We start from the raw sequence: 25615 nt of genomic DNA, 5'->3' as shown, positions 1-25615 counted from the left end.
CGGACGGTCAGTCCTGTCCTGCGGGGTCCCGGGGCTCCCGTCCGGTGTTTCTGAGGGCCTGCGCGAGGCCCGTGCGGTCGGTTCCGAGCTTGCGGTAGACGGCCGAGAGGAGCCGGGCGACGGTGGTGGCGTCGACGCCGAGGATCGCGGCCGCGTCCTGGTCGCGGACGGTGAGATCGGCGGCGGCGCGCTCACGGGCGGTGAGCGTGTCCGTGCCCGCGGGGTGGAGCGCCCGGGGGCGGAGTCCGGCAGCCGCGAGCTCGGCGCGGGCCACCTCCACGAGCGCGTCGGCGCCGCAGTCCTGGGCGGCCTCCAGGCCCCGGTACAGGTGCTCGGCGGCCTCCCCGGCGCGTTCGGTGCGCCGCAGGGCCGCGCCGAGGGCGACGAGGGAGCGGGCCAGCTCGTACGCGGCGGGCGACTGGTCGAGCCAGTCGACGGACTCCTCCAGGAGCTTCACGCGATCGGCGGGCTCGGACACCTCGGCGGTCACGCGGAGCGCCTGGCCGATCGCGGAGGGCGCCCCGTACTGGCGGGCGCGGGCGACGGCCTCGTGGGCGGTGGCGAGGGCCTTCGACGGGGAGGTCGCCGCCTCGGCGAGCGCGAGGTGGAGCTGCCAGGGGCAGCAGGAGGGGTTGCGCTTGCCCCGCGGGTCGAGGCGCCGGCCGACGGCGGCCAGCTCCTCGGCGGCCTCCTGGGTGCGGCCGGTGGCGAGGAGCAGTTCGGCGTGGACGGTCTCGCAGTCGGGGATGGTGACGGCGGCGGGGAACGGCTCGCCGAAGTCGTGCTCGCGGGCGACCCGCACGGCCTCGTCCGTACGGCCGCGGGCGATGAGGACCTCGATCATGACGCCGGTGGCGTACCACAGGGCGGGGGTGCGGGCGCCGACGCGCTCGGCGAGACGGAGTCCGGCGCGGGCGAAGTCCTCGGCCTCCATCAGCCGGCCGCGCCGGAAGCGGATGTAGCCGATGAGGGTGTACGCGAAGGCGAGGTGCGCCCCGCGCCAACCCTGCTTCTCGAACTCGGCGGTTCCGGCGGCGAAGAGTTCCTCGGCACGGCCGGGCCGGTCGGCGTAGAGGTGGAGCAGGGCCACCAGGACCGGCACCTCGAAGCCCCGGCTCTCGTCGGCCCAGGTGAGGCCGCCTTCGAGGGCGCGTTCGGCCTCCTTGAGGGCGAGGGAGGCGGGTTCGGCGCGCAGGGTGGCGTCCCAGGCGCGCAGTCCGATGATGTACCGCTCGGTGACGTCGCGGCCGGTGAGCCGGTCCGCGAGCGCCGCGAGGCGCCGGGACCGGGCGGGCGATTCCGGTTCGTCGGCGCGCAGGGCGTCCCACATGAACTTCTCGGCCTGCATCCGCAGGCGGCTGCGGGCGTCGGTCGCCTTCCGGGCCTCCTCGCCGAGGAGCTCGGAGGCCTCGACCAGCCGGTCGCTGTGGGCGAGGACCTGGGCGAGACGGTAGACGATGCCGTGGCGGAGCGCCGGGTCGCTGACCGGCTCCTCCAGGGCGGCTCGCAGATGGTTGACGGTGGTGGCGGGCTCGGTGAGGAGCGAGGAGCAGCCGAGTTCGTAGAGGACGGCGGCCCGGTCGTCGGGGGCGGGCGGCTCGCGCAGGGCGCGGGCGAGGAAGCGGCGGGCCGCGTCGGGGGCTCCGGCGCGGAGGTTCTCGCCGGCGGCGGCGCGCAGCTGGCCGACGACCCAGGGGTCGCCCTCGGGGTGGGTCTCCAGGAGATGGCGGGCGGCGACGGTGGGGCCGAGTCCGGCGTCGACGACGCACCAGGCGGCCTGACCGTGCAGGGCGACGCGGGTGGCGTCCGGGATGGACCGGTAGACGGTGGACGCGATGAGGGGGTGGACGAACTGGAGGGGATCGTCGGCCTCTTCGGCCTCGGCGAGGACGCGGGCCTCGCGAAGCCGGGCGGCGCAGTCGGCGACCGCCTCGCCGCCGAGAGCGGCGACGGCACCCGCGAGTTGGGGCGAGATCTCGGTGCCGAGGACGGCGCAGGCCCAGGCGAGGCGGACGGTGGCGGGGCCGAGCCGTTCGAGCCGGGTGACGAGGCCGCTGCCCTTGAGGGCGGCGGAGAGGTCGGGGAGTTCGTGGGCGCCGTCGGCGGTCGGTTCGAGGCCTTGGTCGCGGACCTTGGCGGCGAGCTCGACCGCCTCGAAGGGGTTGCCGGCGGTGACGGACCAGAAGTCGCGGCAGAAGCTGTCGTCGGCGTGCGCGCCGACGCGGTCGCGGACGAGCCGGGCCACGGCGGACGAGGTGAGAGGGGCGAGGTCGAGGGGCCGCTGCCCGGACCGGCGTCCGGTGAACTCCACGCCCTCGGCAGGGAGTTCGTCGGGGCGGTAGGCGACGACGAGGAGCATGGGCAGTTCCTCGGCGCGCGGGGCGAACGCGGCGAGCCAGCCGAGGGATTCGGGGTCGGCCCAGTGGACGTCGTCCAGGACGACGACGAGGGGCGCGCGGCGTACGGCGAGATGGGTGAGGACCCAGTCCAGCCCGTCCCGCAGACCCTGCGGGTCGGGCGGCGAGCCCTCGGCGGAGGCGCGGAGCCCGAGGGCGGGGCCGACGATGTCGTACCAGGAGCCCAGCCGTTCGCGCAGTTCGGCGTCGGTGACGTGGGCCAGCTGCGGCTGGAGGAGCTGTCGGGCGACGTGGAAGGCGACCCGCTGTTCCTGGTCGCCGCCGCGCGCGGACAGCACCGTGCAGCCGCGGGCACCGGCGCGGCGCCGGATCTCGGCGAGCAGGGAGGTCTTGCCGAGGCCGGCGGGGGCGGCGTAGGCGAGGATGCCGCCGCGGCGGACGACCTGGGGGCGCGTGGTCTCGGCACCCGCGCCGGGTGCGGAGCTGAGCGCGGGTCCGGGGCGGGGACGGAGCTCCTGGGGCGATACGGAGCCGGCGTCGGGCACGGGCCGGAGTCCGCTCCGGCCGCCGGGGACCCGGTCGTCGTCGGACGGCGTGGACAGCGGGCCGGTCGCCGAACCGGCCTCCCGGGCGGACGTCCGGGAGGGAACGGCGACCAGGTGCGGGCCCCGCGTCTCACGGGGTGAGGGCACGACGACCGGCCACGGCGGCTCGTCCGCCAGACCTGTCAGGAGATCGAGCGCCTCCTCGGCCGCGGTGAGCGCCGCCTCACGCTCGAAGAGACCGGCTCCCTGACGGGCCGACCCGCCGTCCTGACGCACCACGTTCCACCCCCACACAGGGGGCGCGCGCCCGGCGCACGGTCAGGAGTGCCGAGCGGGAAGCCCCGCGAAAGTCCCAGCGTACGCCCGAAGGAGTGAGCTGGGACGGTCAACGGCCAAGCAAAATGCCGTCGTGTCGCAGGTGGCATATTCGGCTCGGCGCAGAGCGGTGGAGAGCGCCTTCGTCGCGCCCGTCCGCGGCCGCTTCCGTCATGGTCGGACCGGTGTCGACGGACGGGGTGACCTGCCGCTCCCCGCGCGGGGGGCGACGCCGAACGCCCGGTGTCCGACGGCCCGCACGCGTGGCCCCCGAACGGCTCTACGAGCGGCCCCGAGTGTCGCCGATGTCGCCGGCCATGAGCCGTTCGAGAACGGCCAACGCCTGCTCCGCGCGCGCGTGTTCCACGAAGAGGTGGTCGTGGTGGAAGCCGGCCACCACGTTGCAGCTGAGTCCCGCCCCGGCGAGCGCACCGGCGACGGCGGCCGTCAGCCCGACGGCGTCGAGCGCGGAGTGCACCCGCAGCGTGATCCGGCCCGCCACGTAGTCGTACGGGAGGGCGGCGGCGTCCGCCTCCTCCTGGCGTACGACGAGGGTGAGGCCCTCGTCCTCGGCGACGGTGACCACCGGGGCGACCCCGGCCGGGGCGGGGCCTGCCACCGTGGTGAAGACGTAGCGGCCGGGGTCGAGCTCCGGCCGCATCCCGGCGAGCAGCCGGGTCAGATCACGTTCCGCGTTCATGGCCGTCAGGGTAGGCGCCCGGCCCTGCCGCGCGGCTCAGCCGGTGGGCGGGGTGTCTCCCACGAGCCACATGGAGAAGAACTGGGCGCCGCCTCCGTAGGCGTGCCCGAGGGCCCGGTGTGCGCCGTCGACCTGGTGTTCGCCCGCCTCGCCCCGTACCTGGAGCGCGGCCTCGGCGAAGCGGATCATCCCGGATGCCCCGATGGGGTTGGTGGAGAGCACCCCGCCGGAGGGGTTCACGGGCAGGTCGCCGTCGAGTTCGGTCACGCCTGCCTCGGTGAGCTTCCAGCCCTCGCCCTCCTCCGCGAAGCCGAGGTTCTCCAGCCACATCGGTTCGTACCAGGAGAACGGCACGTACATCTCGACGGCGTCGATCTCCCGCCGGGGGTCGGTGACGCCGGCCTGCCGGTAGACGTCGGCGGCGCAGTCCCGGCCCGCCTGCGGCGAGACGAAGTCCTTGCCCGCGAAGAGGGTCGGTTCGCTGCGCATCGCGCCTCCGTGCACCCAGGCGGGCGGCCGGGGCGCGCGGGCCGCGCCCGTGCGGTCGGTGAGGACCATCGCACAGGCGCCGTCGGAGGAGGGACAGGTCTCAGAGTAGCGGATCGGGTCCCAGAGCATCGGGGAGGCCTGCACCTTCTCCAGGGTGAGGTCGTGCTCGTGGAGATGGGCGTACGGGTTCTTGAGCGCGTTGCGCCGGTCCTTGTACGCGACGAGGGAGCCGATCGCGTCGGGCGCGCCGGTTCGCCTCATGTACGCGCGCACGTGCGGGGCGAAGAAGCCTCCGGCTCCGGCGAGCAGCGGCTGCTGGAACGGCACGGGCAGGGAGAGGCCCCACATGGCGTTGGACTCGGACTGCTTCTCGAACGCCAGGGTGAGGACGGTCCGGTGGACGCGGGCGGCGACCAGATTGGCGGCGACGAGCGCGGTGGAGCCGCCGACGGATCCTGCCGTGTGCACCCGGAGCATGGGCTTGCCGACCGCGCCGAGCGCGTCGGCGAGGTACAGCTCCGGCATCATCACGCCCTCGAAGAAGTCGGGCGCCTTGCCGATGACGACGGCGTCGATGTCCGCCCAGGTCAGCTCCGCGTCCTCCAGGGCGCGGACGGCGGCCTCCCGGACGAGTCCGGCGATCGAGACGTCCCTGCGTGCGGCGACGTGCTTGGTCTGGCCTATGCCGACGACGGCGACGGGCTCCTTACCGGACATGCGGCTCTCCTTCCAGGACGGCGACCAGGTTCTGCTGGAGGCAGGGCCCTGAGGTGGCGTGGGCGAGGGCGCGGTCGGAGTCGCCCCGGTGGATGCGGGCGGCGGCCTCGCCGAGACGGATGAGTCCGGCGGCCATGACGGGGTTGGCGGCGAGCGCTCCGCCGGACGGGTTGACCCTCACGCTCTCGTCGAGGTCGAGGGCCCGGCGGAGGACGACCTCCTGGGAGGTGAAGGGCGCGTGGAGTTCGGCGGTGTCGACGGGCGCCTCGAAGGCTCCGGCGCGTTCGGCGGCGAGGCGGGTGGAGGGCGAGTCGGTGAGGTCGCGGACGCCGAGGGAGTGGGCCTCGATGCGGTGGTCCATGCCCCGGATCCAGGCGGGGCGGGCGCAGAGTTCGCGGGCCCGGTCGCCGACGGCGAGGATCGCGGCGGCGGCGCCGTCGCCGATGGGCGGGCAGTCCCCGGTGCGCAGCGGCCGCACCACGTACTCGCCCTGGGGGCGGGCACCGGGCAGCTGGGCGTGGGGGTTCGCGCCGGCGTCCTCGCGGCTGCGGCCGGCGATCGCGGCGAGGGCGGGTTCGTCGGTGGCGCCCGCGTCGACGAGCGCCTGCGCCTGGAGAGCGGCGAGGGCGACCGAGTCCGGCCAGAGCGGGGCCAGATAGTACGGGTCGAGCTGGCGGGTGAGGACGTCGCGGACGGAGCCGGGCGAGGACTTCCCGTACGAGTAGACGAGGGCGGTGTCCGCCTCGCCGGTGAGGAGCTTCACCCAGGCCTCGTACAGCGCCCAGGCGCCGTCCGTCTCGACGTGGGACTCGGAGATCGGCGGCCAGGCGCCGACGCCGTCGAGGGCCATCGTGAACGAGAAGGCGCGGCCGGCCAGGTAGTCGGAGGAGCCGGAGCAGGTGAAGCCGATGTCGGAGGTCCTGAGGCCGGTCTGCCGCAGCACGTCGTGCAGGACGGGCATGACCATCTCGACCTCGGAGAGGTCGTCGGTGCGGCGGCGGTGGTCGCTCTGCGCGAAGGCGACGATCGCCACCTCTCGGTCCGGCCGGTGCGGCGTCACAGCAGCTCCTTGTAGGTGTCGTAGTCGGCGTCGGGTTCGCCGGTGGGCCGGTAGTGGTCGGGGTAGCGGCCGTCCTCGCTCCACACGGGTTCGACGCGCAGGCCCATCCGGACCTGGTCGTACGGGATGCCGCCGATGCGTCCGTGGAGGGCGAGCCCGGCGCCGTCGAGGGCGATGTGGGCGTAGACGTACGGCACCTCGATGTCGAGATTCTTCGCCTTGATGTTGACGATGCAGTACGTGGTGACGGTGCCGCGCGGTCCGACCTCGACCTGGTCGGTGGTGGCGACCCCGCAGGTGGGGCAGGCACCGCGGGGCGGCACGTACACCTTGGTGCAGGAAGGGCAGCGCTCGCCGACGGTACGGCGCTCGGCGAGGGCGTGCAGGTAGCGGGTCTGGGCGCGGCCCGGGCTGTAGGTGTAGTCGAGCCGGGCGGCGGCGACGATGCCGGTGACGGGGTCGGTGAACCGTCCGTCGTGGGAGCCCGGTTCGGCCACCGGGTCGCTGTCGTACGGCTCGAAGCACGCGATGTCCGTGATGGCGCCGGACCGTTCGGCGGCCCAGCGGATCCGGACGCGCATGCCGGTGCGGACTGCTTCGGGTCCTGGGGCGTCGAGGGCGTGCAGGAGGGCGGTGTCGGCGCCGTCGAGGCGGACGAGGACCCAGGCGAAGGGCGTCGTGAGGGGCTGCCCGGGGCGGGGCCCGGGGTTCCATGCCCAGGTGGTGACGGTGCCGGTGGCACCGACCTCGACGAGGTCGTGGAGCTCGGCGGCGGTGGCGGGGTCGTACTCGACGGGTGGGACGAGGACCTCGCCGGTCTCGGTGCGGACGCCGAGGACGGTCTGTTCCCGGAGGCCGGTGAGGAAGGCGGACTGGACGGGGCCGAGGGAGCGGGTGAAGGGGAATTCGACGACGAGGGGTGCGCGGAGAGTCTCCGACGGAGGTGTCATGTGGGCTCCTTGGTGACGTTCGGTGGTGGATGCCGGGGGGGGGCGCTGCGCGGGGCTCTCCCCGCCCCTTCCCGAACCGGGGCTCCGGCCCGGGGCCCGCGCCTCACACGCCGGCGGGGCCGAGACGTCCGCCCGACGTTCGAAGGCTCGGCCGCAGGCCGTCCGGGGCGGGGAAGGGGCGGGGGGATCGGCTCACTCCCGCCGGTACTCCGGCGTCCGCTTCTCCGCGAACGCCCTCGCCCCCTCCTTCGCGTCCGCCGTGTCGAAGATCGGCCACCCCCGCTTGAGTTCGGCGGCCAGTCCCTCCGTCTCCGTCATCTCGGCGGTCTCGTACACGGAGGCCTTCACCGCCTCGACGGCGAGCGGCCCGCACGCGTTGATCCGCTCGGCGATGCCGAGGGCCGCGTCGAGGGCGGTGCCGTCGGGGACGACCCGGCCGACGAGGCCGATCCGGGCGGCCTCGTCCGCCGAGTAGGGGCGGCCCGTGAGGAGCATCTCGAGGGCGTGGGTCCGGGCGATCTGCCGGGGCAGGCGGACGGTGGAGCCGCCGATCGGGAAGAGCCCGCGCCGGACCTCGAAGAGTCCGAACGTCGCCGAGGCGGCGGCGACCCGGATGTCGGTGCCCTGGAGGATCTCGGTGCCGCCGGCGACGCAGTAGCCCTCCACCGCGGCGATGACGGGTTTGCGGGGGCGGTGGTGGCGCAGCATCGCCTTCCAGTGCAGGTCGGGGTCGGCCTTGAGCCGGTCCCGGTACTGCTCGCCCTCCATCCCCTTGCCGGCCAGGGCCTTGAGGTCCATGCCCGCGCAGAAGGCGCCGCCCGCTCCGGTGAGGACGACGGAGCGGATGCCGTCGTCGGCGTCGGCCTCCAGCCAGCCGTCGTAGAGGCCGACGAGCATCGGCAGCGAGAGGGCGTTCTTGGCCTCGGGCCGGTTCAAGGTGAGGACGAGCGTGGCGCCTTCGCGCCGTACGCCGAGATGTTCGGTGCCACCAGTGCCACCCATGGGGGTCTCCCGTCTCCAGTTCTGGAACAGGTTGCAGTAGCCGGGGGTCCAGTTCAATAGTTTTCTGACACTCAGTCAGATTCTTCCGCGCACCCCCTTCCCCCTGTGGCCGGTCGGCGCTCTAATGACCGCCGAGTCAGTGCGAACCGCGGTCAGGAGGAACGGTGGAGTACAACCTTGCCGACCTGTTCGAATCGGTGGTCGACGCGGTCCCCGACCGCGAGGCGCTGGTGTACGTCGATCATCCGGGGACGGGCGAGGAGCGCCGGCTCACCTACGCCGAGCTCGACGAGGCCGCGAACCGGATCGCGCACCACCTCATCGACGCGGGCATCCGGCCCGGCGAGCACCTCGGCCTCCACCTCTACAACGGCATCGAGTACCTGCAGACCGTCCTCGCCTGCCTCAAGGCACGGATCGTGCCGGTCAACGTGAACTACCGGTACGTGGAGGAGGAGCTCGTCTACCTCTACCGGGACGCCGATCTGGCCGCACTCGTCTTCGACGCCGAGTTCACCGACCGGGTCGCGGCGGCGCTGCCGCAGACGGAGAAGCTGCGGCACCTCGTGCGGGTGGGGACCCCGCCCACCCGTCACCCGACCGCCGCCCCTCACGGAGCGGCCGCGCTCGACTGCGTCCCGTACGCCGAGGCGGAGGCCGCCGGCTCACCCGCGCGCGGCTTCGGGCCGCGTTCGGCCGACGACCTCTTCATCATCTACACCGGTGGCACGACCGGGATGCCCAAGGGCGTCCTGTGGCGCCAGGAGGACCTGTTCTTCGCGGGGCTGTTCGGCGGGGACCCCTCGGGCGAGGCGGTGAAGCGCCCCGAGGAGCTGGCCGAGCGGGTCGCCGCGGGCGGCGCCGGCATCACCTTCTTTCCCGCACCGCCGCTGATGCACGGCACCTCCACGCTGACCGCGTTCATCGCCTTCAACTACGGCCAGCGGGTCGTCCTGCACCGCAAGTACGTCCCGGAGGAGGTCCTTCGCACCCTGGAGAAGGAGAAGGTCTCCAGCATCTCCCTGGTCGGGGACGCGATGCTGCGGCCCCTCGTGGACGCGCTGCGCGGGCCGCTGAAGGGCACGGACCTCTCCGCCCTCTTCAGCCTGTCCTCGTCCGGGGCGATCATGTCGGAGACCGTACGGGCCCAGCTGCAGGAGCTGATGCCGAACGTCCTGCTCCTCAACAACTTCGGCTCCACCGAGTCCGGTTCCAACGGCCGCGCCACCGACGACTCGGGCCCGGCCAAGGGCTTCCGGCTGCACGTCAACGAACGCACCCAGGTCGTCGACCCGGCGACCCGTACCCCCGTCGCCCCCGGCGAGATCGGCCGGCTGGCCCAGCGCGGCCACGTGCCGCTCGGCTACTACAACGACCCGGAGAAGACCGCCGAGACGTTCTTCGAGCGGGACGGGGTCCGGTGGGTACTCCTCGGCGACATGGCGACCGTGGACGAGACCGGGGTGGTCACCGTCCTCGGGCGCGGCTCCCAGTGCATCAACACGGGCGGCGAGAAGGTCTACCCGGAGGAGGTGGAACAGGCCCTCAAGTCCCACCCCGACGTGTACGACGCCCTGGTCGCCGGAGTGCCGGACGCCCGCTGGGGCAACCACGTCGCCGCGGTCGTCCAGCTCCGCGCGGACGCCCCGCCGCTGGACCTGGAGACCCTCCAGACCCACTGCCGGCCCCGCCTGGCGGGGTACAAGGTGCCACGCCAGCTGGTCCTCACCGACCACATCCAGCGCTCCCCCAGTGGCAAGGCGGATTACCGCTGGGCCCGCACGGTGGCGGTGGAGGCGGACACGCACGCGGGCCCGGACACGCACCCGTGAGCGAAGCGGAGCCCGGTCAGCTCTGCTCGGTGATGTTGACCATCCACGTGACGCCGAACCTGTCCGTGCACATGCCGAACACATCGCCCCACATCTGCTTCTCCAGAGGGACGGCCACGGTGCCGCCGGCGGACAGCTTGTCCCAGTAGCCGCGCAGCTCCTCGGCGTCGTCGCCGCTCAGGCTCACCGCGAAGCCGTTCCCCGGGGCGTGCTCCGTGCCCGGCGGGTTGTCGGCGGCCATCAGCGTGAAGCCGCTGGGCGTCTCCAGCATGCCGTGCATGATCCTGTCGGCGAATCCGGGCGGCGCATCGGAGCCGAACGCGCCGTACGTGTTGAGGCTGAGGTCGCCTCCGAGGGCCTGCTGGTAGAACTCCAGTGCCTGCTTCGCGTCGCCGGAGAAGCTGAGGTAGGGGTTGAGACGAGTGGTCACACCTGGCTCCTGTCATGTCGCGCCGTGGCGATGTCGGGCACCGTCCGAGGGCGCCGCCCCACCGATCCTCCACCGGCGGCCGCCCGTACGGCCGAGGCGCGCCGCCCATGGGCCGATCGGCCCATGGGCGGGAACACGCTGCAGCGGGTGTCCTGCCGGTCACGCCGCTCCCCCGATCCGGCCCGCTCGGCAAACGGGCCCTAGGCACGCGACGGCGTGTCCCCCGGCCCCGCCGCGAACGCCAGCGGCGGTGCCATCGCCCGGGCATCCGCGTTCTCCCCGACCCACAGCCCGATGAAGAGCGCGGCCGTCGCCTCCAGGAGCCCCGCCCTGTCGAGTCCTCCCCCGGCCAGCGGTGTGCAGCCCACGTCCCTCACCAGCTGCCGTACGAGCGCGAGCGCGGTGTCGTCGTCGCCGCACACCGGGACGGCGAGACGCTGCCCGCCGAAGACGGGAGGGTCCATCCTCCACACGTCCTCGTGGCACAGGTTGAAGGCCTTGACGACCCGGGTGCCGGGCGCGGCGTCCGCGAGGCGGCGCGCCGCCGAGGGGCCCCCGTCCGTGAGCAGCCGGAAGCCGGGTCCCACGGGGTTGGCGCAGTCCAGCAGCACCCTCCCGGCCAGGGGCGCCCGCAGCTCGCCGACGATCGTCTCCCCCGCCCCGTACGGCAGCGCGGCGAGGACCACATCGCCGAATCCCGCCGCCGCGCGCAGGCTCCCGTGTCCGGCTGCGCCACCCAGACGGCTCGCCAGGTGCCGCGCCTTCGCCGCGTCGCGGCCCCCGACGAGGACCTCGTGTCCCGCCCGTACCCAGTGGGTGGCCAGGGCGTCCGCCATGTTTCCCGTGCCCAGTACGCCGATCCTCATCGTCCGTCCCCTCTCCGCGCCGGCTTTCGGCGCCTCGGGAACGACGTTAGGAGGGCGGTCGGGCACCATCTGGTACGTGACTTCCGACGCCTATCTCGCCGACTGCCGCGCCCGGCTCGCCTTCGACCTGCTCTCGAACACCTGGAACGCCGTGGTGATCTGGTCCCTGCGACGGGGCCCGAGCCGCCACGGCGAACTCCGGGAGCTCATCGGCGGGATCAGTTCCAAGGTCCTCACCGAGACGCTGCGGCGGCTGGAGTTCAACGGGCTGGTGGAGCGACGCGTCGAGGACGGCGCGCCGGCCAGGATCAGCTATGAACTCACCGCTCTGGGACGGACCTTGCTGGGTCCGATCGACGCGTTCGGCGCATGGGCCTTCGAGCACGGTGACGAGGTGATGGCCGCCCAGGAGCGCCACGGCGGGTGACGGCGGCCGCCGCGACACGGCGGAACCGGCAGGGAGCCTGTCTCCCTAGAGGCCGAACTCCCTCAGTGCGCGGAGGAATTCGTCCGGTGCGTCGGTGTGGACGAGGTGCCCCGCGGTGATCGTGACGGACCGGGCGCCGGGGATCCGGTCGGCCAGCCAGGACAGCTGGTCCTGGCGGACGTGGCTGGTCGGGCCGCCCGCCACGACGAGGGTCGGGGCCGTGATCGCGGGGAGATCCTCGCGCCAGGCCGGGTCGGGGTCGTTCAGCTGGGCATCGGTGGACGGGACGATCTCCCAGTCGAAGCCGAGTGCGCCTTCGGGGCGTTCGACCGGAGGGCGCGGCGGGTCGAGCGGGAAGAACACGGGGACGTCCTCCAGGACGAGCCGGCCGATCAGGTCCGGTTCCCGGGCGGCGAGGAGATACGCGGCCCCGCCGCCCATCGAGTGGGCGACGACGGTAGCGCCGGTGAGGCCGAGGGCCTTGAGGAAGCCGCCGAGCTCGTCGCGGAAGACGTCGAAGCCGTAGCTGCCGGGCCGGTCGCTGAGGCCGTGGCCGCGCAGGTCGACCGCGTACACCCGGTGGTCGGCGCCGAGCTCCGTCGCGAGGCGTGTCCAGGTGGTGCTGTTCTCGCCCCGCCCGTGGACCAGGACGACGGGCGGGGCACCCTCGGAGCCCCGTACCCGGTAGGCGAGGCGGACGCCGTCCACCGTGACCGTACGGACCTCCGGGTCGAGGAAGGCCGCGACGGGGCGGACGAACGCCTCCGCGTCGTCGACCCACGGGAAGTGTCCGGCGCCGGGCAGCACGACGAGCTCGGCGTCCGGGAAGAAGGCGGCTGCCTCGGCGGCCTTGGCCGGGGTGGGGCCTGCGTCGTACTCCCCCGCCACGAGGAGGACCGGAGCCGTGAGCGCCGTGAGCGCGCGGCGGGTCGCCTCCGGGGAGTACGCGCCCTCCCCGTGGTACGCGGGGGAGGCCTCCCGGTTCAGCTGCTCCGCTTCGCGGGCCGCGTGGTCCTGGGCTGCCGCGTCCCAGCGGCCGTACGTGAAGGGCGCGATGATCTCGCGGACGCGGCCCGGCGGGGTGTCCGGGCCGATCGCGTCGAGCGCGGCCCTGGCCTGCGGGTACCAGGGCCGGTCGGCGAAGATCTCGGCGGCCTTGTCCCACTCCTCGTCGGTGGAGTCGACGCCGAGCGCCCGGCCCGCGCTGGTGACGAGAACGAGGGAGCGGATCCGCTGGGGATGGTCGGCGGCGTACAGGGTGGCGAGGTTCCCGCCCCCCGAATGGCCGAGCAGGTCGATCCGCTCCAGGCCGAGGTGGGCACGGAGCGCCTCGACGTCGCCGACCTGCCGGTCGCAGCGGTACGTGCCGGGGTCGGCGGGCTCGGCACTCGCCCCGGTCCCCCGGGCGTCGAGCAGGATCAGGGCACGGTGCGCGGCGAGTCCGCCCAGGTCACCGAGGTAGGTGGCGTCGCGCATCGGCCCGCCCGCGAGGCACACCAGGGGTTCGCCCTCCCCCACGATCCGGTAGGCGAGTTCGGTTCCGTCATACGAGGTGAACTTCGGCATGACACCGATCCTCACGGACCACGAACGATCTTCGCAACGGGTTTGGCGGGGAGCGCGATACGGTGGGTGGACCGTCCCCGACCAGCGAAGGAATCCTTCCACCGTGCCCGAGCCCCGGGAATCCGCACTGCGCGGCGACTGCGCCAACTGCTTCGGCCTGTGCTGTGTGGCGCTGCCTTTCGCGAAGTCGGCCGACTTCGCCGTGAACAAGGCGCCGGGCGAGCCCTGCCGGAACCTCCAGGAGGACTTCCGCTGCGGCATCCACACGCGGCTGCGGACGAGTGGCTTCCAGGGCTGCACGGTGTACGACTGCTTCGGCGCCGGCCAGCAGGTGTCCCAGGTGACCTTCGGCGGTGTGTCCTGGCGCGAGGCGCCGGAGACCGCGGGCCGGATGTACGACGTGTTCTATGTGATGCGCCAGCTCCACGAGCTGCTGCGCTATCTCACGGAGGCGCTGGCCCGACCGGCGGCCCGCCCCGTCCACGCCGAGCTGCGGACGGCGCTCGCCCGGGTCGAGGACCTCACCGCGGGCTCGGCGGACGCCCTGGAGAAGCTGAGGGTGCCGGACGTGCGCGCCGAGGTGAACGAGCTGCTCCTGCGGACGAGCGAGCTCGTCCGCGCCACGGCCGGAGCGAAGCCGAAGAGCCGGCGCGGGGCGGACCTGATCGGCAAGCGGCTGCGCGGGGCGAAGCTGCGCGGCACCGACCTGCGCGGGGCGCTGCTGATCGCCGCCGATCTGACGGACGCCGATCTGTCGCTCACGGATCTGATCGGCGCCGACCTGCGGGACGCCGATCTGTCGGGTGCGGACCTGACCGGCTCCCTCTTCCTGACGCAGCCCCAGCTGAACGCGGCGCGCGGGAACGCCGAGACCCGCCTTCCGGTGGGTTTCGAGCGCCCCGCGCACTGGGCGTCCTGAGCTACGACGCGGGGGCCGCGTTGCGCCAGACCGTCACGTCGAGCGTCATGTAGGTACTGGGCGAGTCCTCCGGGGAGATGCCCTTGACGGTGACGAGGCCGATGTGGCCGGTCCCGGTCGTGACGCAGAGCTGGCGGCCCTGGGACAGCTTGTTCACGTACACCTCCTTGGTGAACCGGGTCTCCCCGCGGCACACGTCGAGCGAACCCTCCTGTCCCGGGTCGAGGAGCACCATGTTGCCGCCGCTGCTCTCGGCGTCGAGGTAGCCGCCGGTGTCGTAGGAGAGTTCGTACCCGCCGTCCTCGCCGTCCTGGGGCCGTACGACCGCGTCCCCGAGGGTCAGGTGGTACCCGGCGGTGAGGTTGATGCCCTGGAAGTCGGCGGGCTTCGCGGCGGACGCCGTCGAGGGCTTCGCACTCGGCGTACCACTGGTTCCCTCGGTGCCGCTGCCGGTGCCGGGGGTGCCCGAGGCCGTCGGGCCCCCCGTGGCGCCGCTCGGCTTGTCGTTGTCCGAGGCGTTCGTCCGCTCCTTGTCCTTCAGGAGCGTGTAGGCGGTGACACCGCCCACGGCGCCGAAGGCGACCACGGCGGCCAGGGCGACGAGGAGCCCCTTCCTGGCCGAGCCCCGCCGTGGACCGGGCGGCGCGGACATCGGTCCGCCGGGGGCTCCGGGGTGCGGGTACGACGACGGCGGGTACGGCCCCTGCGCCTGCGGGTGGACGTGGCCGGGTACCGCATGGGCCGGTGCCGTGTGCGCCGGCGCGGCGTGGGTCGGCGCCGCGTGCGGCGGGGGCGTGCTGTACGGCCCGGGCGGCGGGGTCGCCCGATGTCCGGCGGACGGCCCGTACCCGCCGGGCGGGGCAGCCGGGGTCGACGGAGCGGTCGGCGAGTAGGCCACGGCGGGCGCGGGCGGCCCGGCCGGAGCGGTGGGCGTGTAGCCGCCCGTGGGCGCGGTCGTCGGGGGCGGCGGCGTCTGGACGGGCGCCGGAGCGGCCGCACGCGCCGTGATGTCGGCGGAGACCGGGCCCGGCAGCCAGTCCTCGGGCCGGCGGAGCACGGTCGACGCGTTCGCCGCCTGGCAGAGCTGGATGATCTCGGCGAGCGACGGCCGTGCCTCCGGATCCTTCGCCAGGCACCGGGTGACCAGCTCGCTCAGGCGCTCGGGCACCGCGCCGAGGTCGGGCTCCTCGTGCACGATCCGGTAGAGGACGCCGTGCGAGGTCCCCTCGCCGAACGCCGGCACGCCCGTCGACGCGTACGCCGCGACCTGACCGAGCGCGAAGACGTCGGTGGCCGCGGTCACCCTGCGCCCGGCGGCCTGCTCGGGCGCCATGAACGACGGAGTGCCGATGGTGACGCCGCTGCCGGTGAGGGAGGTCGCGTCGGCCGCGTGCGCGATGCCGAAGTCGATGACGCGGGGCCCGTCGGCGGCGAGCAGTACGTTGGACGGCTTGAGGTCGCGGTGCACGATCCCCGCGCCGTGGATGACGTGCAGGGCCTCGGCCATGCCCGCGACGAGCAGCAGCACCGTCTCCACGGGCAGCGCGCCGTGGGAGACGACCGCGTCGGCGAGCGAGGGGCCGGGGACGTAGGCGGTCGCCAGCCAGGGCTGCGCGCCCTCGGGGTCGGCGTCGATCACGGGCGCGGTGAAGAGCCCCTGCACGCGCTGCGCGGAGCGCACCTCCTGGGCGAAACGGCGGCGGAACTCGGCGTCCTCGCCGAACTCGGGGCGGATGAGCTTGATGGCGACGGGCCGGCCTCCGGGGGTGTACGACAGGTACACCTTGCCCATGCCGCCGGCGCCCAGCCGTGCGGCGAGCCGGTATCCCGCGACCGTGGTGGGATCGTCGGCCGCAAGCGGCTGGAAGACCTCGCCCGCGTCGCCCCCGCGACCCGACTGCTGACCACTCATGAACTCGTGTCTCCCCACGCAGACCTCAATTGCCGGTCGGCACCCTACCGTTCCGGACACCCGGCCCGCCGTGTCCGCGGGTTGCGCCGGGGAAGGGGTCGGTCTACCCGCCGTATGTGTGAGGGGTCGTGGTGGAAAGCGTGAGGAATCCGAGGCGTCGGAGGATCGGGCGGCTCGTGTCGGCCGCGTCGACCTGGACGTAGCGGTGGCCTCGTTCCGCCGCGATGCGCGCGCGGTGGGCGACGAGTGCGCGGTAGAGGCCTCGGCCGCGCCAGGCCTCGACGGTGCCGCCGCCCCAGAGCCCGGCGAAGTCGGTGCCGGGGCAGAGTTCGAGGCGGGCCGCGCTGACGGGTTCGCCGTCGGCGAGGGCGACGACGGCGGTGACGGTGTCGGGGTCGGCCGCGAGCCGGTCCAGGAGCTGGCGTTCGAGGTGGGCGCTGTCGGTGCCGAAGGCGCGTTCGTGGACCTCGGCCACCTGGCGTACCCCTGACTCGTCGGTGACGGCACGGAGTTCGACGCCCGCGGGCAGCGGTACGTCGTGGGGCAGCGCGGCGGCCTCGGCGGCCATCAGCGTCTCGGGTTCCTCGGCGGCGAAGCCCGCGGCGACGAGCCGCGCGCCGAGGTCGGCGGGGGTGTCGTGGGCGTACAGCTTCCACTCGAAGGACAGCCCTTCGGCGCGGTAGTGGTCGATCTGCCCGGCGATGGCACGGTCGGCGTCCTCGGCGTCGAGGCCGGACCAGAGGACGCCGTTCCAGGCGTGTGCGGGTCCGGTCTGGCGGACGACGTCGCCGACGCGCTCGACCCGGCAGCCGGGCCCGTCGGGGCGGGCGTCGCGGCGCAGCTGACGGTCGTAGAGGTCACGGAGGTGCTGGGGTTCCATGCGGGCCACTCCAGCACCCGGCCCCGCGCCCGGCAACGGGATTACGGACGGGGCCGCCCTGGCCTCAAGGGCTGCCCCGCCCCTGGAGGCCACCCTGTCCTCGGTGGCCTCCCCGCCCTTGGGGGTCAGCCTGCCCTCAGGGGCCGCCCTTCTCCGCAAGGGCCACCCGCCCCGTTCGATCGAGCGCATCCGACACACCGCGGGCTGCGACGGAGACACAGGCCGGGAAACTTGCTCCGCCCCCTTGCCAACCCCCCGGTACCTCCGGTTTTACTGACCGGGAACGGATCGACCGAATGATCGGTCGTCCGTTTTACGACCGTGAAGGAGTGGCGCGATGACGGAACTGCCGGACAGCGGCGAACGGCTCGGACGCGAGGAGCTCGCGGCCCTCCAGCTGGAGCGGCTGCGGGCGAGCCTGCGCCACGCATACGAGAACGTGGACTTCTACCGGCGCTCCTTCGACGCGGCCGGGGTGACCCCGGACGACTGCCGTACGCTCGCGGACCTGGCCCGCTTCCCCTTCACCGCCAAGACGGACCTGCGCGACCACTACCCCTTCGGCATGTTCGCCGTCGACCAGTCCCGGATCCGGCGCATCCACGCCTCCAGCGGCACCACCGGCCGGCCGACCGTCGTCGGCTACACCGAGGGCGACCTCGACATGTGGGCGGACGTCGTCGCCCGCTCCCTGCGCGCCGCCGGGGCCCGCCCCGGGCACAAGGTGCATGTGGCGTACGGATACGGCCTGTTCACGGGCGGACTCGGCGCGCACTACGGCGCGGAGCGGCTCGGGTGCACGGTGATCCCCGCGTCGGGCGGCATGACGGCCCGGCAGGTGCAGCTCATCCAGGACTTCCGTCCCGAGATCATCATGGTGACCCCCTCGTACATGCTGACGCTGCTCGACGAGTTCGAGCGGCAGGGCGTGGACCCGCGCTCGACCTCCCTCAAGGTGGGCGTCTTCGGTGCCGAGCCGTGGACGGAGGCGATGCGGAAGGAGATCGAGGAGGCCTTCGCGATCGACGCGGTCGACATATACGGCCTGTCGGAGGTGATCGGCCCCGGCGTGGCCCAGGAGTGCGTGGAGACGAAGGACGGCCTGCACATCTGGGAGGACCACTTCTACCCGGAGATCGTGGACCCGTTCACGGGCGAGGTGCTGCCGGACGGGGAGGAGGGAGAGCTCGTCTTCACCTCGCTCACCAAGGAGGCCATGCCGATCGTCCGCTACCGGACGCGCGATCTGACCCGTCTGCTGCCGGGGACCGCGCGGGTGTTCCGGCGGATGGAGAAGGTCACGGGGCGCAGCGACGACATGATCATCCTGCGCGGGGTGAACCTCTTCCCCACCCAGATCGAGGAGATCGTCCTCCGCACCCCGGCCGTGGCCCCGCACTTCCAGCTCCGGCTGACCCGCGAGGGCCGGCTCGACGCCCTGACCGTACGGGCCGAGGCCCGCGCGGGCGCGACCGGCGAGCAGCGCGCGGAGGCGGCCCGGACGATCGCGGCGGCGGTCAAGGACGGGATCGGGGTCTCGGTGGGCGTGGAGGTGGTCGACCCCGAGACCCTGGAGCGTTCGGTGGGCAAGATCAAGCGGATCGTGGACCTCAGGACCCCCTAGGGATGCCAGGCGTCGCGATCCCGGCCTGATCGGCAGGACAGCCCCTGGAGGTGCCAGGCCCGGCAGGATCGGCAGGGCACCCTCTGGGGCCACGACCGAGAAGGGGCAGCCCGGCGGCCCCTTGGCTCAGGAGAGCCTGACGCCGGCGATCCGGGCGCGGTAGAACCTGCCTTCGTAACCGTAGTAGTCCAGGCCGCGGCGGTAGCTCGGCTTCCCCGTGGGGTCGAAGAACTGCACGTACTCGTTCCACCACCCTTCCTTGTCCGGGTCCGTCACGTCGATCGCCTGCACCCAGAACGACTCGCCGTCCACGGCGCGGGCGAAGGACTTCACACCGGGGCTCTGCGGCCGGATGTTCGTGAGCGCGAGGTTCTCCTTGTTGACGGTCCAGATGGCCTGGGCGCCGTTCAGGACGAGGTTGTTCGAGTCGGTGTAGTCCATGTCGAGGCTGTGGCCGCCGAACTCGGTGGCCCACATGTGCTTCTGGACGAGTTCGAGACGGGCGCCCTTCAGTGAACCGGTGATCCGGTACTTGGCGAGCGTCCAGGTGCCGAGGGCGTACAGGTGGGAGCCGTCCCACCAGAGGCCGTGCGCGCCCATGAACTCTTTCCGGTCGACCGGCTCGGTCCCGAGCGTGCCGGGATCGTCGGCGTTCGTGGGGGCGTACACGGACAGGTAGCCCTGATAGGGGAAGGCGGACGACACCGGGGACGACGACGCCACGACCACGACACCGTGGCTGCGGATGTACTCGACGGCGTGCGGGTTCCCGCCCGGGGTCGCCGACCACAACAGGGCGTCGTCGTCACCGAAGTTGACCATGCCGACCTTGCCGCCACCCGCGGCGACCATGCACACCCAGCCGAAGCGGTCGGTCTCCCGGAAGCGCGCGTCGCCGAGACGTGCCCACCCCGTCTGGTCGGGCGCCGCCCACTCCCATCCCAGGTTCTCGGGCGTCCACAGTTTGATCGCGCGGAACAGCATGACCTTGTTCTTGACCTGCTCCGTCACGAGCACGTCGTAGTTGCCCGCCGCGTGGGCCGGCGTCGCGGCGGCGACGGACAGAAGCGGTGCCCCCATGCCGATCGCGGCAGCACTCTTCAGCAGAGTTCGACGATTCACGGATATCCCCCCCGGGATCACTGAACAGTTCGCGCGTCAAGCTAACACGCCCCCGGATCGGCGGCCGTCCCTGACGATCCATGCCGCCCGGGTCACGAATCGGGCGAGAAGCGGTCGCGCAGTTCGCGCTTGAGGATCTTCCCGCTGGCGTTGCGGGGCAGTTCGGGGGTGAAGTGGACGCGCTTGGGCGCCTTGAAATGAGCGAGGTTCTCCCGGGCATGGGCCAGGAGTTCGGCTTCGGTGACCTCGCCGCGCGGGACGACCACCGCCGTCACCGCCTCGATCCAGCGCGCGTCGGGGAGACCGATCACGGCCACCTCCGCGATCCCCGGATGGGTGTAGAGCGCGTCCTCCACCTGCCGCGAAGCGACCAGCACGCCACCGGAGTTGATGACGTCCTTCACCCGGTCGACGATCGTGAGATAGCCCTCGGCGTCGCGGACGGCGAGGTCACCCGAGCGGAACCAGCCGCCCCTGAAGGCCGCCTCGGTCTCCGCGGGCTTGCGCCAGTACCCCTCGCACAGCTGCGGGGAGCGGTAGACGATCTCGCCGGGGGTGCCGTCGGGCACGTCCTTGCCGTCCTCGTCGACGACCCGCGCCTCGACGTGGCGGACGGGCCGGCCGCAGGAGTCCATCCGGCCCTCGTGCTCGTCGGGGCCGAGGACGGTGGCGAGGGGACCGATCTCGGACTGGCCGAAGCAGTTGTAGAAGCGCAGTCCGGGCAGCCGTGCGCGCAGCCCCTCGAGGACCGGTACGGGCATGATCGAGGCCCCGTAGTAGGCCTTGCGCAGGGCCGACAGGTCGCGGCTCGCGAACTCGGGGTGGTTGGCGAGGCCGATCCACACCGTCGGAGGGGCGAAGAGGCTGTCGGCGCGGCCCGTCTCGATCAGGTCGAAGAGGACGGCCGGATCGGGTCCGTCGACGATCGTGTTCTCGGCGCCGACGGCGAGGTACGGCAGCAGGAAGACATGCATCTGGGCGGAGTGGTACAGCGGCAGCGCGTGCACCGGCCGGTCGTCCTCGTGCAGGTCGAGCGCCTCGATGGCGCTCGCGTACTCGTGGACGAGCGCCCGGTGGGTCATGGTCGCGCCCTTGGGCAGCGCGGTGGTGCCCGAGGTGTAGAGCAGCTGGACGAACTCCCGGGCGTCACGGTCGCTGTCGTACGCCTCCGGCTCCGCGAGCGCGTCGAGGAGTGAACCGGGCGCGTCCCGAAGCGCCTTGACCGCGAATCCGTCCGGTACGCGCTCCGCGAGGGCGGGGTCGGCGAGGACCAGGGAGGTCTCGGACTGTTCGAGGAGGTACGTGAGGTCCTCGCCGGCCAGATGGTGGTTGACCGGCACATGGATCAGGCCCGCCCGGGAGCAGGCGAGGAACGCGATGAGGTAGGCGTCCGAGTTGTGGCCGTAGGTCGCGACCCGGGCGGTCTCGGACAGGCCGAGGCCGTGGCGCGGTTCCCGCAGGACGGCCGCGGCGGTGGAGACGGCCGCGTCCAGCTCGGCGTACGTCCAGGTCCGGTCGGCGTAGCGGAGGGCGATCCGGTCGGGGACGCGCTGGGCGCTCATGCGCAGGACACCGTCGACGGCGCGGCTGAGGAGTCGATCCATGCGGTGATCCTCCGCGCGCACCGGGCGGAAGGTCAAGTACCGTGCGGGCGCGCCGGACAGGCCCGGACCTCGGATACCGAACGGGATGTTGACATGACGGCGCGCGGCTGCGTGCATGGTCCAACCCGTAGTGCACATCCGTCCGTTGGGAGGCATCTTGCACCTCCGTACCCGTCTGAGGCAGCTCGCGCTCACCGCATCCGCACTCGCCGTCGTCACCGCCACCCTGCCCGGCGCGGCGGCCGCCGACCCCGGGGGCCGGGGCCACCACCCGTCCGACCGGGGCCTGTCGGCGCTCATCCGGTACACCGAATACGGCATTCCGCACGTCGTGGCCAAGGACTACGCGAACCTCGGCTTCGGAACGGGCTGGGCCCAGGCAGCCGACCAGATATGCACGCTCGCGGACGGCTTCCTGACGGTGAACGGGGAACGCTCCCGGTACTTCGGCCCGGACGCCGCCCCGGACGGCTCGCTGTCGTCCGCCGCCACGAACCTCTCCAGCGACCTGTACTTCCGCGGGGTGCGGGACGCCGGAACCGTCGAGGCGCTGGTCGGCACTCCGGCGCCGGCCGGACCGAGCCGCGACCTGAAGGAGCTCATGCGCGGCTGGGCGGCCGGGTACAACGCCTGGCTGCGGAAGAACCGCGTCACGGATCCCGCCTGCGCGAAGGCCGACTGGGTCCGCCCGGTGACCGCCCTCGACGTGGCCCGGCGCGGTTTCGCCGTCTCGGTGCTCGGCGGCCAGGGCCGTGCCGTCGACGGCATCACCGCCGCCCGGCCGCCGGCCGCCCCCGCCGGCCCGCAGCCCGGCGCGACCGGGCAGGCGCCCGCCGCGCAGGCCGGCGCCTCCGGGCAGCTGCCCGATCCCGACCGCGCGGCCGAGGCCGCGCGGGAACTCTTCGCCGCCGAGAACGCCACGATGGGCTCCAACGCCGTCGCCTTCTCGGGGGCCACCACGGCGAACGGGCGGGGGCTGCTCCTGGGCAACCCCCACTACCCCTGGCAGGGCGGCCGCCGCTTCTGGCAGTCGCAGCAGACCATCCCCGGGGAGCTGAACGTCTCGGGCGCCTCACTCCTCGGCACGACCGTCGTCAACATCGGCTTCAACGACAAGGTCGCCTGGAGCCACACCGTCGCCACCGGCGTCCCGCTCAACCTGCACCAGCTGACGCTCGACCCGGGCGACCCGACGTCGTACCTGGTGGACGGCCGGCCGGAACGGATGATCCCGCGTCAGGTGACCGTCCCGGTCAAGGGCGGCGCCCCGGTCACCCGTACCCAGTGGTGGACCCGGTACGGCCCCGTCGTCGGCGGGCTCGGCGCGCAGCTCCCGCTGCCGTGGACGGCGAGCACGGCGTACGCGCTCAACGACCCCAACGCGAGCAATCTGCGCGGCTCCGACACCGCGCTCGGCTTCGGCAAGGCGCGCTCCACGCGGGACATCGCCGAGGCCCTGCGGCGAACCCAGGGGCTGCCCTGGGTCAACACCATCGCGGCGGACTCGGCGGGCCACTCCTACTTCAGCCAGTCGCAGGTGCTCCCACGCATCACCGACGAGCTCGCCGCGCGGTGCTCCACCCCGCTCGGCCGGGCCACCTACCCCGCGTCGGGGGTGGCCGTGCTCGACGGCTCGCGGTCGGACTGCGTGCCCGGCTCCGACCCGGACGCGGTACAGCCCGGCATCTTCGGGCCCGCGAGGATGCCGGTGCTGCGGGACACGCCGTACGTCGAGAACTCCAACGACAGCGCCTGGCTGACGAACGCCGACCGGCCGTTGACCGGCTACGAGCGGATCTTCGGCACGATCGCCACGCAGCGCTCGCTGCGCACCCGCGGCGGTGTCGAGGACGTGGCGGCGATGGCGGCGCGGGGCGATCTGACGGTGGCGGACCTGCAGCACCGGCAGTTCGCCAACCGGGCTCCCGCCGGTGATCTGGCGGCGGCCGATGCGGCGCGGGCCTGCTGGACGGCGCTGCCGGACGATCCCGAGGCCTGCCGGGTGATCGGCGCCTGGGACCGGACGGTGAACACGGACAGCAGGGGCGCGCTGCTCTTCGACCGCTTCTGGCGGAAGTTCACGGCGGCGGTGCCGTCGGCCCGGCAGTGGACGGTGCCGTTCTCCGCGACGGACCCGGTCCGTACCCCGAACACCCTCGACACGGCGGCGCCGGGCTTCGCGAAGGCCCTGGCGGACGCGGTCGCGGAGCTGCGGGCGGCGGGGATCGCGTTGGACGCACCGCTCGGCGCGCACCAGTTCGTCGTTCGGAACGGGGAGCGGATCCCGGTGAGCGGCGGCACCGAGTCGCTGGGCGTCTGGAACAAGACGGAGCCCGTGTGGAACCCGGCCGGCGGCGGCTACACGGAGGTCGCGCACGGGACCAGTCATGTGCAGGCGGTGGGCTGGGACGGCGGCCGGTGCCCGGTGGCCCGCACGCTGCTCTCGTACTCCCAGTCCTCGAACCCGATGTCGCCGCACTACAGCGACCAGACCCGGTTGTACGCGGGCGAGCGCTGGGTGACCTCCCGGTTCTGCGAGAAGGACATCCTGCGCTCGCCGGCGCTGCGGGTGGTGGTCGCCAGGGACTGAACGGCTCCGCCCAGCCTGACGCGGAACTCGTCAGGGGCTGAACGACAGGAACACGAAGGCGGCGAAGATCGCGAGATGGACGCCGCCCTGGAGGAGCGTGGCCCGTCCGGGCACCACGGTCAGGGCGCTCACCACACCGGTGAGGACGAGCAGCACCATGTGGAGCGGGCCCAGGCCGAGGACCAGGGGCCCGGACAGCCAGATCGAGGCGAGCGCGATCGCCGGAATCGTCAGGCCGATGCTGGCGATCGCGGAGCCGTAGGCGAGGTTGAGGCTGGTCTGGACGCGGTCCCTGCGGGCCGCGCGGACCGCGGCGAGGGTCTCGGGCAGCAGCACCAGCAGGGCGATCACGACACCGACGACCGCCTTGGGCAGGCCCGCCGACTGCACGCCGTCCTCGATCGTCGGGGAGATCAGCTTGGCGTTGCCGACGACGGCGACGAGGGCGACCACCAGGAGTCCGAGGCTGGTCCAGGCGTCGCGCCGGGTCGGCGGGTCCGCGTGGTCGTCCGCCGAGTCATGGCCGGGACGCGGCACGGGGAGGAAGTAGTCCCGGTGCCGTACGGTCTGGACGCCGACGAACACCCCGTACAGGCAGATGGAGGCGACGGCGGCGAAGGCGAGCTGTACGCCGGAGAACTCGGGGCCCGGGTGGCTGGTGGTGAAGGTCGGCAGGACCAGCGTCATCGTGGCCAGGGTGCAGACGGTGGCGAGCGCGCCGCCGGATCCCTCGGCGTTGAAGACGGCGACCCGGTTGCGGAGCGCGCCGACGAGGAGGGAGAGACCGACGATGCCGTTGCAGGTGATCATGACGGCGGCGAAGACGGTGTCGCGTGCGTAGGTCGAGGTCTTCTCACCGCCTCCCACCATCAGCGAGACGATGAGTCCGACCTCGATGACGGTGACGGCCACGGCGAGGACGAGCGATCCGTACGGTTCACCCACCCGGTGGGCGATGACCTCGGCGTGATGGACCGCGGCGAGGACGGCCGCGATCAGGCAGAGCGCGATGAACCCGACGGCGAAGCCCGGCAGATCGCGCCCCCAGGCCGCGACAAGCACAAGCGCCGCCACCACCGGCCCCCAGGTGGTCCACTGCCGTGTCAATGACGCCGTGCTCGAACTCATGATCCGCATCCTGCCACAAAGGGGGCTTTCGCCCGGTTCGGTCAATCCAGGGGGTCGCTGAGGCCGCGCTCGTACGCGGTGAGGGTGTCGAGGAACATCCGCCGCTGCGCCGCGTCGAGCGGAGCGAGGGCGGAGCGCCAGGCATCCGCGCTGCGACCGAGCCAGCCGTCGATCGCGGCGGCGTGCGCCGGCGCGATGGAGACGATCTTGCGCCTGCGGTCGGCGGGGTCCTGGACCCGTTCCAGTACGCCCTTCTTCGCCAGGTCCCCCACCATGAGGCTCACGGTCGTCGGGGCGATCTCCAGGCGGACGGCGAGCTCGTTGACACTGAGCGACCCGTCGAACAGGAGGTAGGCGAGCAGGGAGAGATGGCGGGGCGCGAGCGTGAGCGTCTGCAGCTCGTCGGGAATCCTGATCCGCTTCGCCCGCGACACCATCCGAGGCATGAGCAGCAGCAACGTGCGCACGGCCTCGTCGATTTCCGGCCCGTCGGCGGCCTCGTCACCCTCGTGTGCGGTTGACACCTTGCACCCTCCCTTTTAGCTTTGCTTTCAAAGCAAATAGATTCGTCGGGATCGAT

General features: G+C 73.0%; 20 protein-coding genes. 5 read left to right on the top strand and 15 right to left on the bottom strand.

Translation table 11 applies throughout. From position 1 onward, the window contains the following. Nucleotides 1-7: 7 nt before the first annotated feature. The 6 genes from IF00_RS0105370 to IF00_RS0105345 all read right to left on the bottom strand — a co-directional run bounded on the left by IF00_RS0105370 (nt 8) and on the right by IF00_RS0105345 (nt 8135). The gene (locus tag IF00_RS0105370) at nt 8-2902 is read right to left on the bottom strand and encodes an ATP-binding protein (RefSeq protein WP_078944568.1); all 2895 of its coding nucleotides are present in this window, start codon (nt 2900-2902) and stop codon (nt 8-10) included. A 595-nt stretch (nt 2903-3497) separates the two neighbouring features. Continuing rightward, nucleotides 3498-3917, bottom strand: coding sequence for an ACT domain-containing protein (locus IF00_RS0105365; RefSeq protein ID WP_030314772.1), 420 nt, complete (start codon nt 3915-3917; stop codon nt 3498-3500). Between the two features lie 36 nt (nt 3918-3953). After that, on the bottom strand, nt 3954-5123 hold the full coding sequence (locus tag IF00_RS0105360) for a thiolase domain-containing protein (RefSeq protein ID WP_030314771.1): 1170 nt from the start codon (nt 5121-5123) through the stop codon (nt 3954-3956). Further along, entirely contained in the window at nt 5113-6183 is a 1071-nt protein-coding gene (locus IF00_RS0105355) for a thiolase domain-containing protein (RefSeq protein ID WP_030314769.1), read from the bottom strand. The genes IF00_RS0105360 and IF00_RS0105355 overlap by 11 nt, the downstream gene beginning before the upstream one ends. Next, nucleotides 6180-7133 carry a Zn-ribbon domain-containing OB-fold protein gene (locus IF00_RS0105350; protein ID WP_030314768.1) on the bottom strand — a complete coding sequence of 318 codons (954 nt, stop codon included), beginning with the start codon at nt 7131-7133 and terminating at the stop codon, nt 6180-6182. Before IF00_RS0105350 ends, IF00_RS0105355 begins: the two co-directional genes overlap by 4 nt. Nucleotides 7134-7325: 192 nt before the next feature. Further along, on the bottom strand, nt 7326-8135 hold the full coding sequence (locus IF00_RS0105345; protein ID WP_030314767.1) for a crotonase/enoyl-CoA hydratase family protein: 810 nt from the start codon (nt 8133-8135) through the stop codon (nt 7326-7328). Nucleotides 8136-8299: 164 nt separating this feature from the next. On the opposite strand from IF00_RS0105345, the gene IF00_RS0105340 reads away from it, so the two are divergent. Next, the gene (locus IF00_RS0105340) at nt 8300-9967 is read left to right on the top strand and encodes an acyl-CoA synthetase (protein ID WP_030314766.1); all 1668 of its coding nucleotides are present in this window, start codon (nt 8300-8302) and stop codon (nt 9965-9967) included. A 16-nt stretch (nt 9968-9983) separates the two neighbouring features. Here IF00_RS0105340 and IF00_RS0105335 read toward each other — a convergent pair whose 3' ends face one another. Both IF00_RS0105335 and IF00_RS0105330 read right to left on the bottom strand, forming a co-directional pair. Further along, on the bottom strand, nt 9984-10397 hold the full coding sequence (locus IF00_RS0105335) for a VOC family protein (RefSeq protein WP_030314765.1): 414 nt from the start codon (nt 10395-10397) through the stop codon (nt 9984-9986). Between the two features lie 200 nt (nt 10398-10597). Then, nucleotides 10598-11263 carry an NADPH-dependent F420 reductase gene (locus IF00_RS0105330; protein WP_030314763.1) on the bottom strand — a complete coding sequence of 222 codons (666 nt, stop codon included), beginning with the start codon at nt 11261-11263 and terminating at the stop codon, nt 10598-10600. Between the two features lie 76 nt (nt 11264-11339). On the opposite strand from IF00_RS0105330, the gene IF00_RS0105325 reads away from it, so the two are divergent. Beyond that, nucleotides 11340-11690 (top strand): winged helix-turn-helix transcriptional regulator, encoded by a 351-nt coding sequence (locus IF00_RS0105325; RefSeq protein ID WP_030314761.1) that lies wholly within the window; start codon nt 11340-11342, stop codon nt 11688-11690. A 45-nt stretch (nt 11691-11735) separates the two neighbouring features. On the opposite strand, the gene IF00_RS0105320 is transcribed toward IF00_RS0105325, so the two are convergent. Continuing rightward, the gene (locus IF00_RS0105320; RefSeq protein ID WP_030314759.1) at nt 11736-13256 is read right to left on the bottom strand and encodes an alpha/beta fold hydrolase; all 1521 of its coding nucleotides are present in this window, start codon (nt 13254-13256) and stop codon (nt 11736-11738) included. 103 nt (nt 13257-13359) lie between these two features. On the opposite strand from IF00_RS0105320, the gene IF00_RS0105315 reads away from it, so the two are divergent. Beyond that, nucleotides 13360-14175, top strand: a complete 816-nt coding sequence (locus IF00_RS0105315; RefSeq protein WP_030314757.1) for a pentapeptide repeat-containing protein — start codon at nt 13360-13362, stop codon at nt 14173-14175. Between the two features lies 1 nt (nt 14176). On the opposite strand, the gene IF00_RS0105310 is transcribed toward IF00_RS0105315, so the two are convergent. Together IF00_RS0105310 and IF00_RS0105305 are read right to left on the bottom strand one after the other, a co-directional pair. Continuing rightward, on the bottom strand, nt 14177-16087 hold the full coding sequence (locus IF00_RS0105310) for a serine/threonine-protein kinase (protein WP_030314754.1): 1911 nt from the start codon (nt 16085-16087) through the stop codon (nt 14177-14179). Nucleotides 16088-16190: 103 nt separating this feature from the next. Then, nucleotides 16191-16967 (bottom strand): GNAT family N-acetyltransferase, encoded by a 777-nt coding sequence (locus tag IF00_RS0105305; RefSeq protein WP_030314753.1) that lies wholly within the window; start codon nt 16965-16967, stop codon nt 16191-16193. Between the two features lie 337 nt (nt 16968-17304). On the opposite strand from IF00_RS0105305, the gene paaK reads away from it, so the two are divergent. After that, the gene (gene paaK / locus IF00_RS0105300; RefSeq protein ID WP_030314751.1) at nt 17305-18591 is read left to right on the top strand and encodes a phenylacetate--CoA ligase PaaK; all 1287 of its coding nucleotides are present in this window, start codon (nt 17305-17307) and stop codon (nt 18589-18591) included. Nucleotides 18592-18717: 126 nt separating this feature from the next. On the opposite strand, the gene IF00_RS0105295 is transcribed toward paaK, so the two are convergent. Beyond that, nucleotides 18718-19713 carry a hypothetical protein gene (locus tag IF00_RS0105295; RefSeq protein ID WP_158710429.1) on the bottom strand — a complete coding sequence of 332 codons (996 nt, stop codon included), beginning with the start codon at nt 19711-19713 and terminating at the stop codon, nt 18718-18720. Between the two features lie 92 nt (nt 19714-19805). Further along, nucleotides 19806-21317 carry a fatty acyl-CoA synthetase gene (locus tag IF00_RS0105290; RefSeq protein WP_030314747.1) on the bottom strand — a complete coding sequence of 504 codons (1512 nt, stop codon included), beginning with the start codon at nt 21315-21317 and terminating at the stop codon, nt 19806-19808. A 157-nt stretch (nt 21318-21474) separates the two neighbouring features. Here IF00_RS0105290 and IF00_RS0105285 point away from each other — a divergent pair, with 157 nt between their 5' ends. After that, on the top strand, nt 21475-23907 hold the full coding sequence (locus IF00_RS0105285; protein WP_030314745.1) for a penicillin acylase family protein: 2433 nt from the start codon (nt 21475-21477) through the stop codon (nt 23905-23907). Nucleotides 23908-23937: 30 nt separating this feature from the next. Here IF00_RS0105285 and IF00_RS0105280 read toward each other — a convergent pair whose 3' ends face one another. Together IF00_RS0105280 and IF00_RS0105275 are read right to left on the bottom strand one after the other, a co-directional pair. Continuing rightward, the gene (locus IF00_RS0105280; RefSeq protein WP_030314743.1) at nt 23938-25035 is read right to left on the bottom strand and encodes a calcium:cation antiporter; all 1098 of its coding nucleotides are present in this window, start codon (nt 25033-25035) and stop codon (nt 23938-23940) included. Nucleotides 25036-25076: 41 nt separating this feature from the next. Then, nucleotides 25077-25481, bottom strand: a complete 405-nt coding sequence (locus IF00_RS0105275; protein ID WP_051819897.1) for a MarR family winged helix-turn-helix transcriptional regulator — start codon at nt 25479-25481, stop codon at nt 25077-25079. Nucleotides 25482-25615 lie beyond the last annotated feature (134 nt).

Origin of the sequence: Streptomyces flavochromogenes, assembly GCF_000717595.1 — a bacterium.
In the GTDB taxonomy this organism is placed as follows: Bacteria; Actinomycetota; Actinomycetes; order Streptomycetales; family Streptomycetaceae; genus Streptomyces; species Streptomyces flavochromogenes.
Note: the sequence above shows the minus strand (reverse complement) of the source record. Positions and strands in the feature narration are given on the sequence as shown.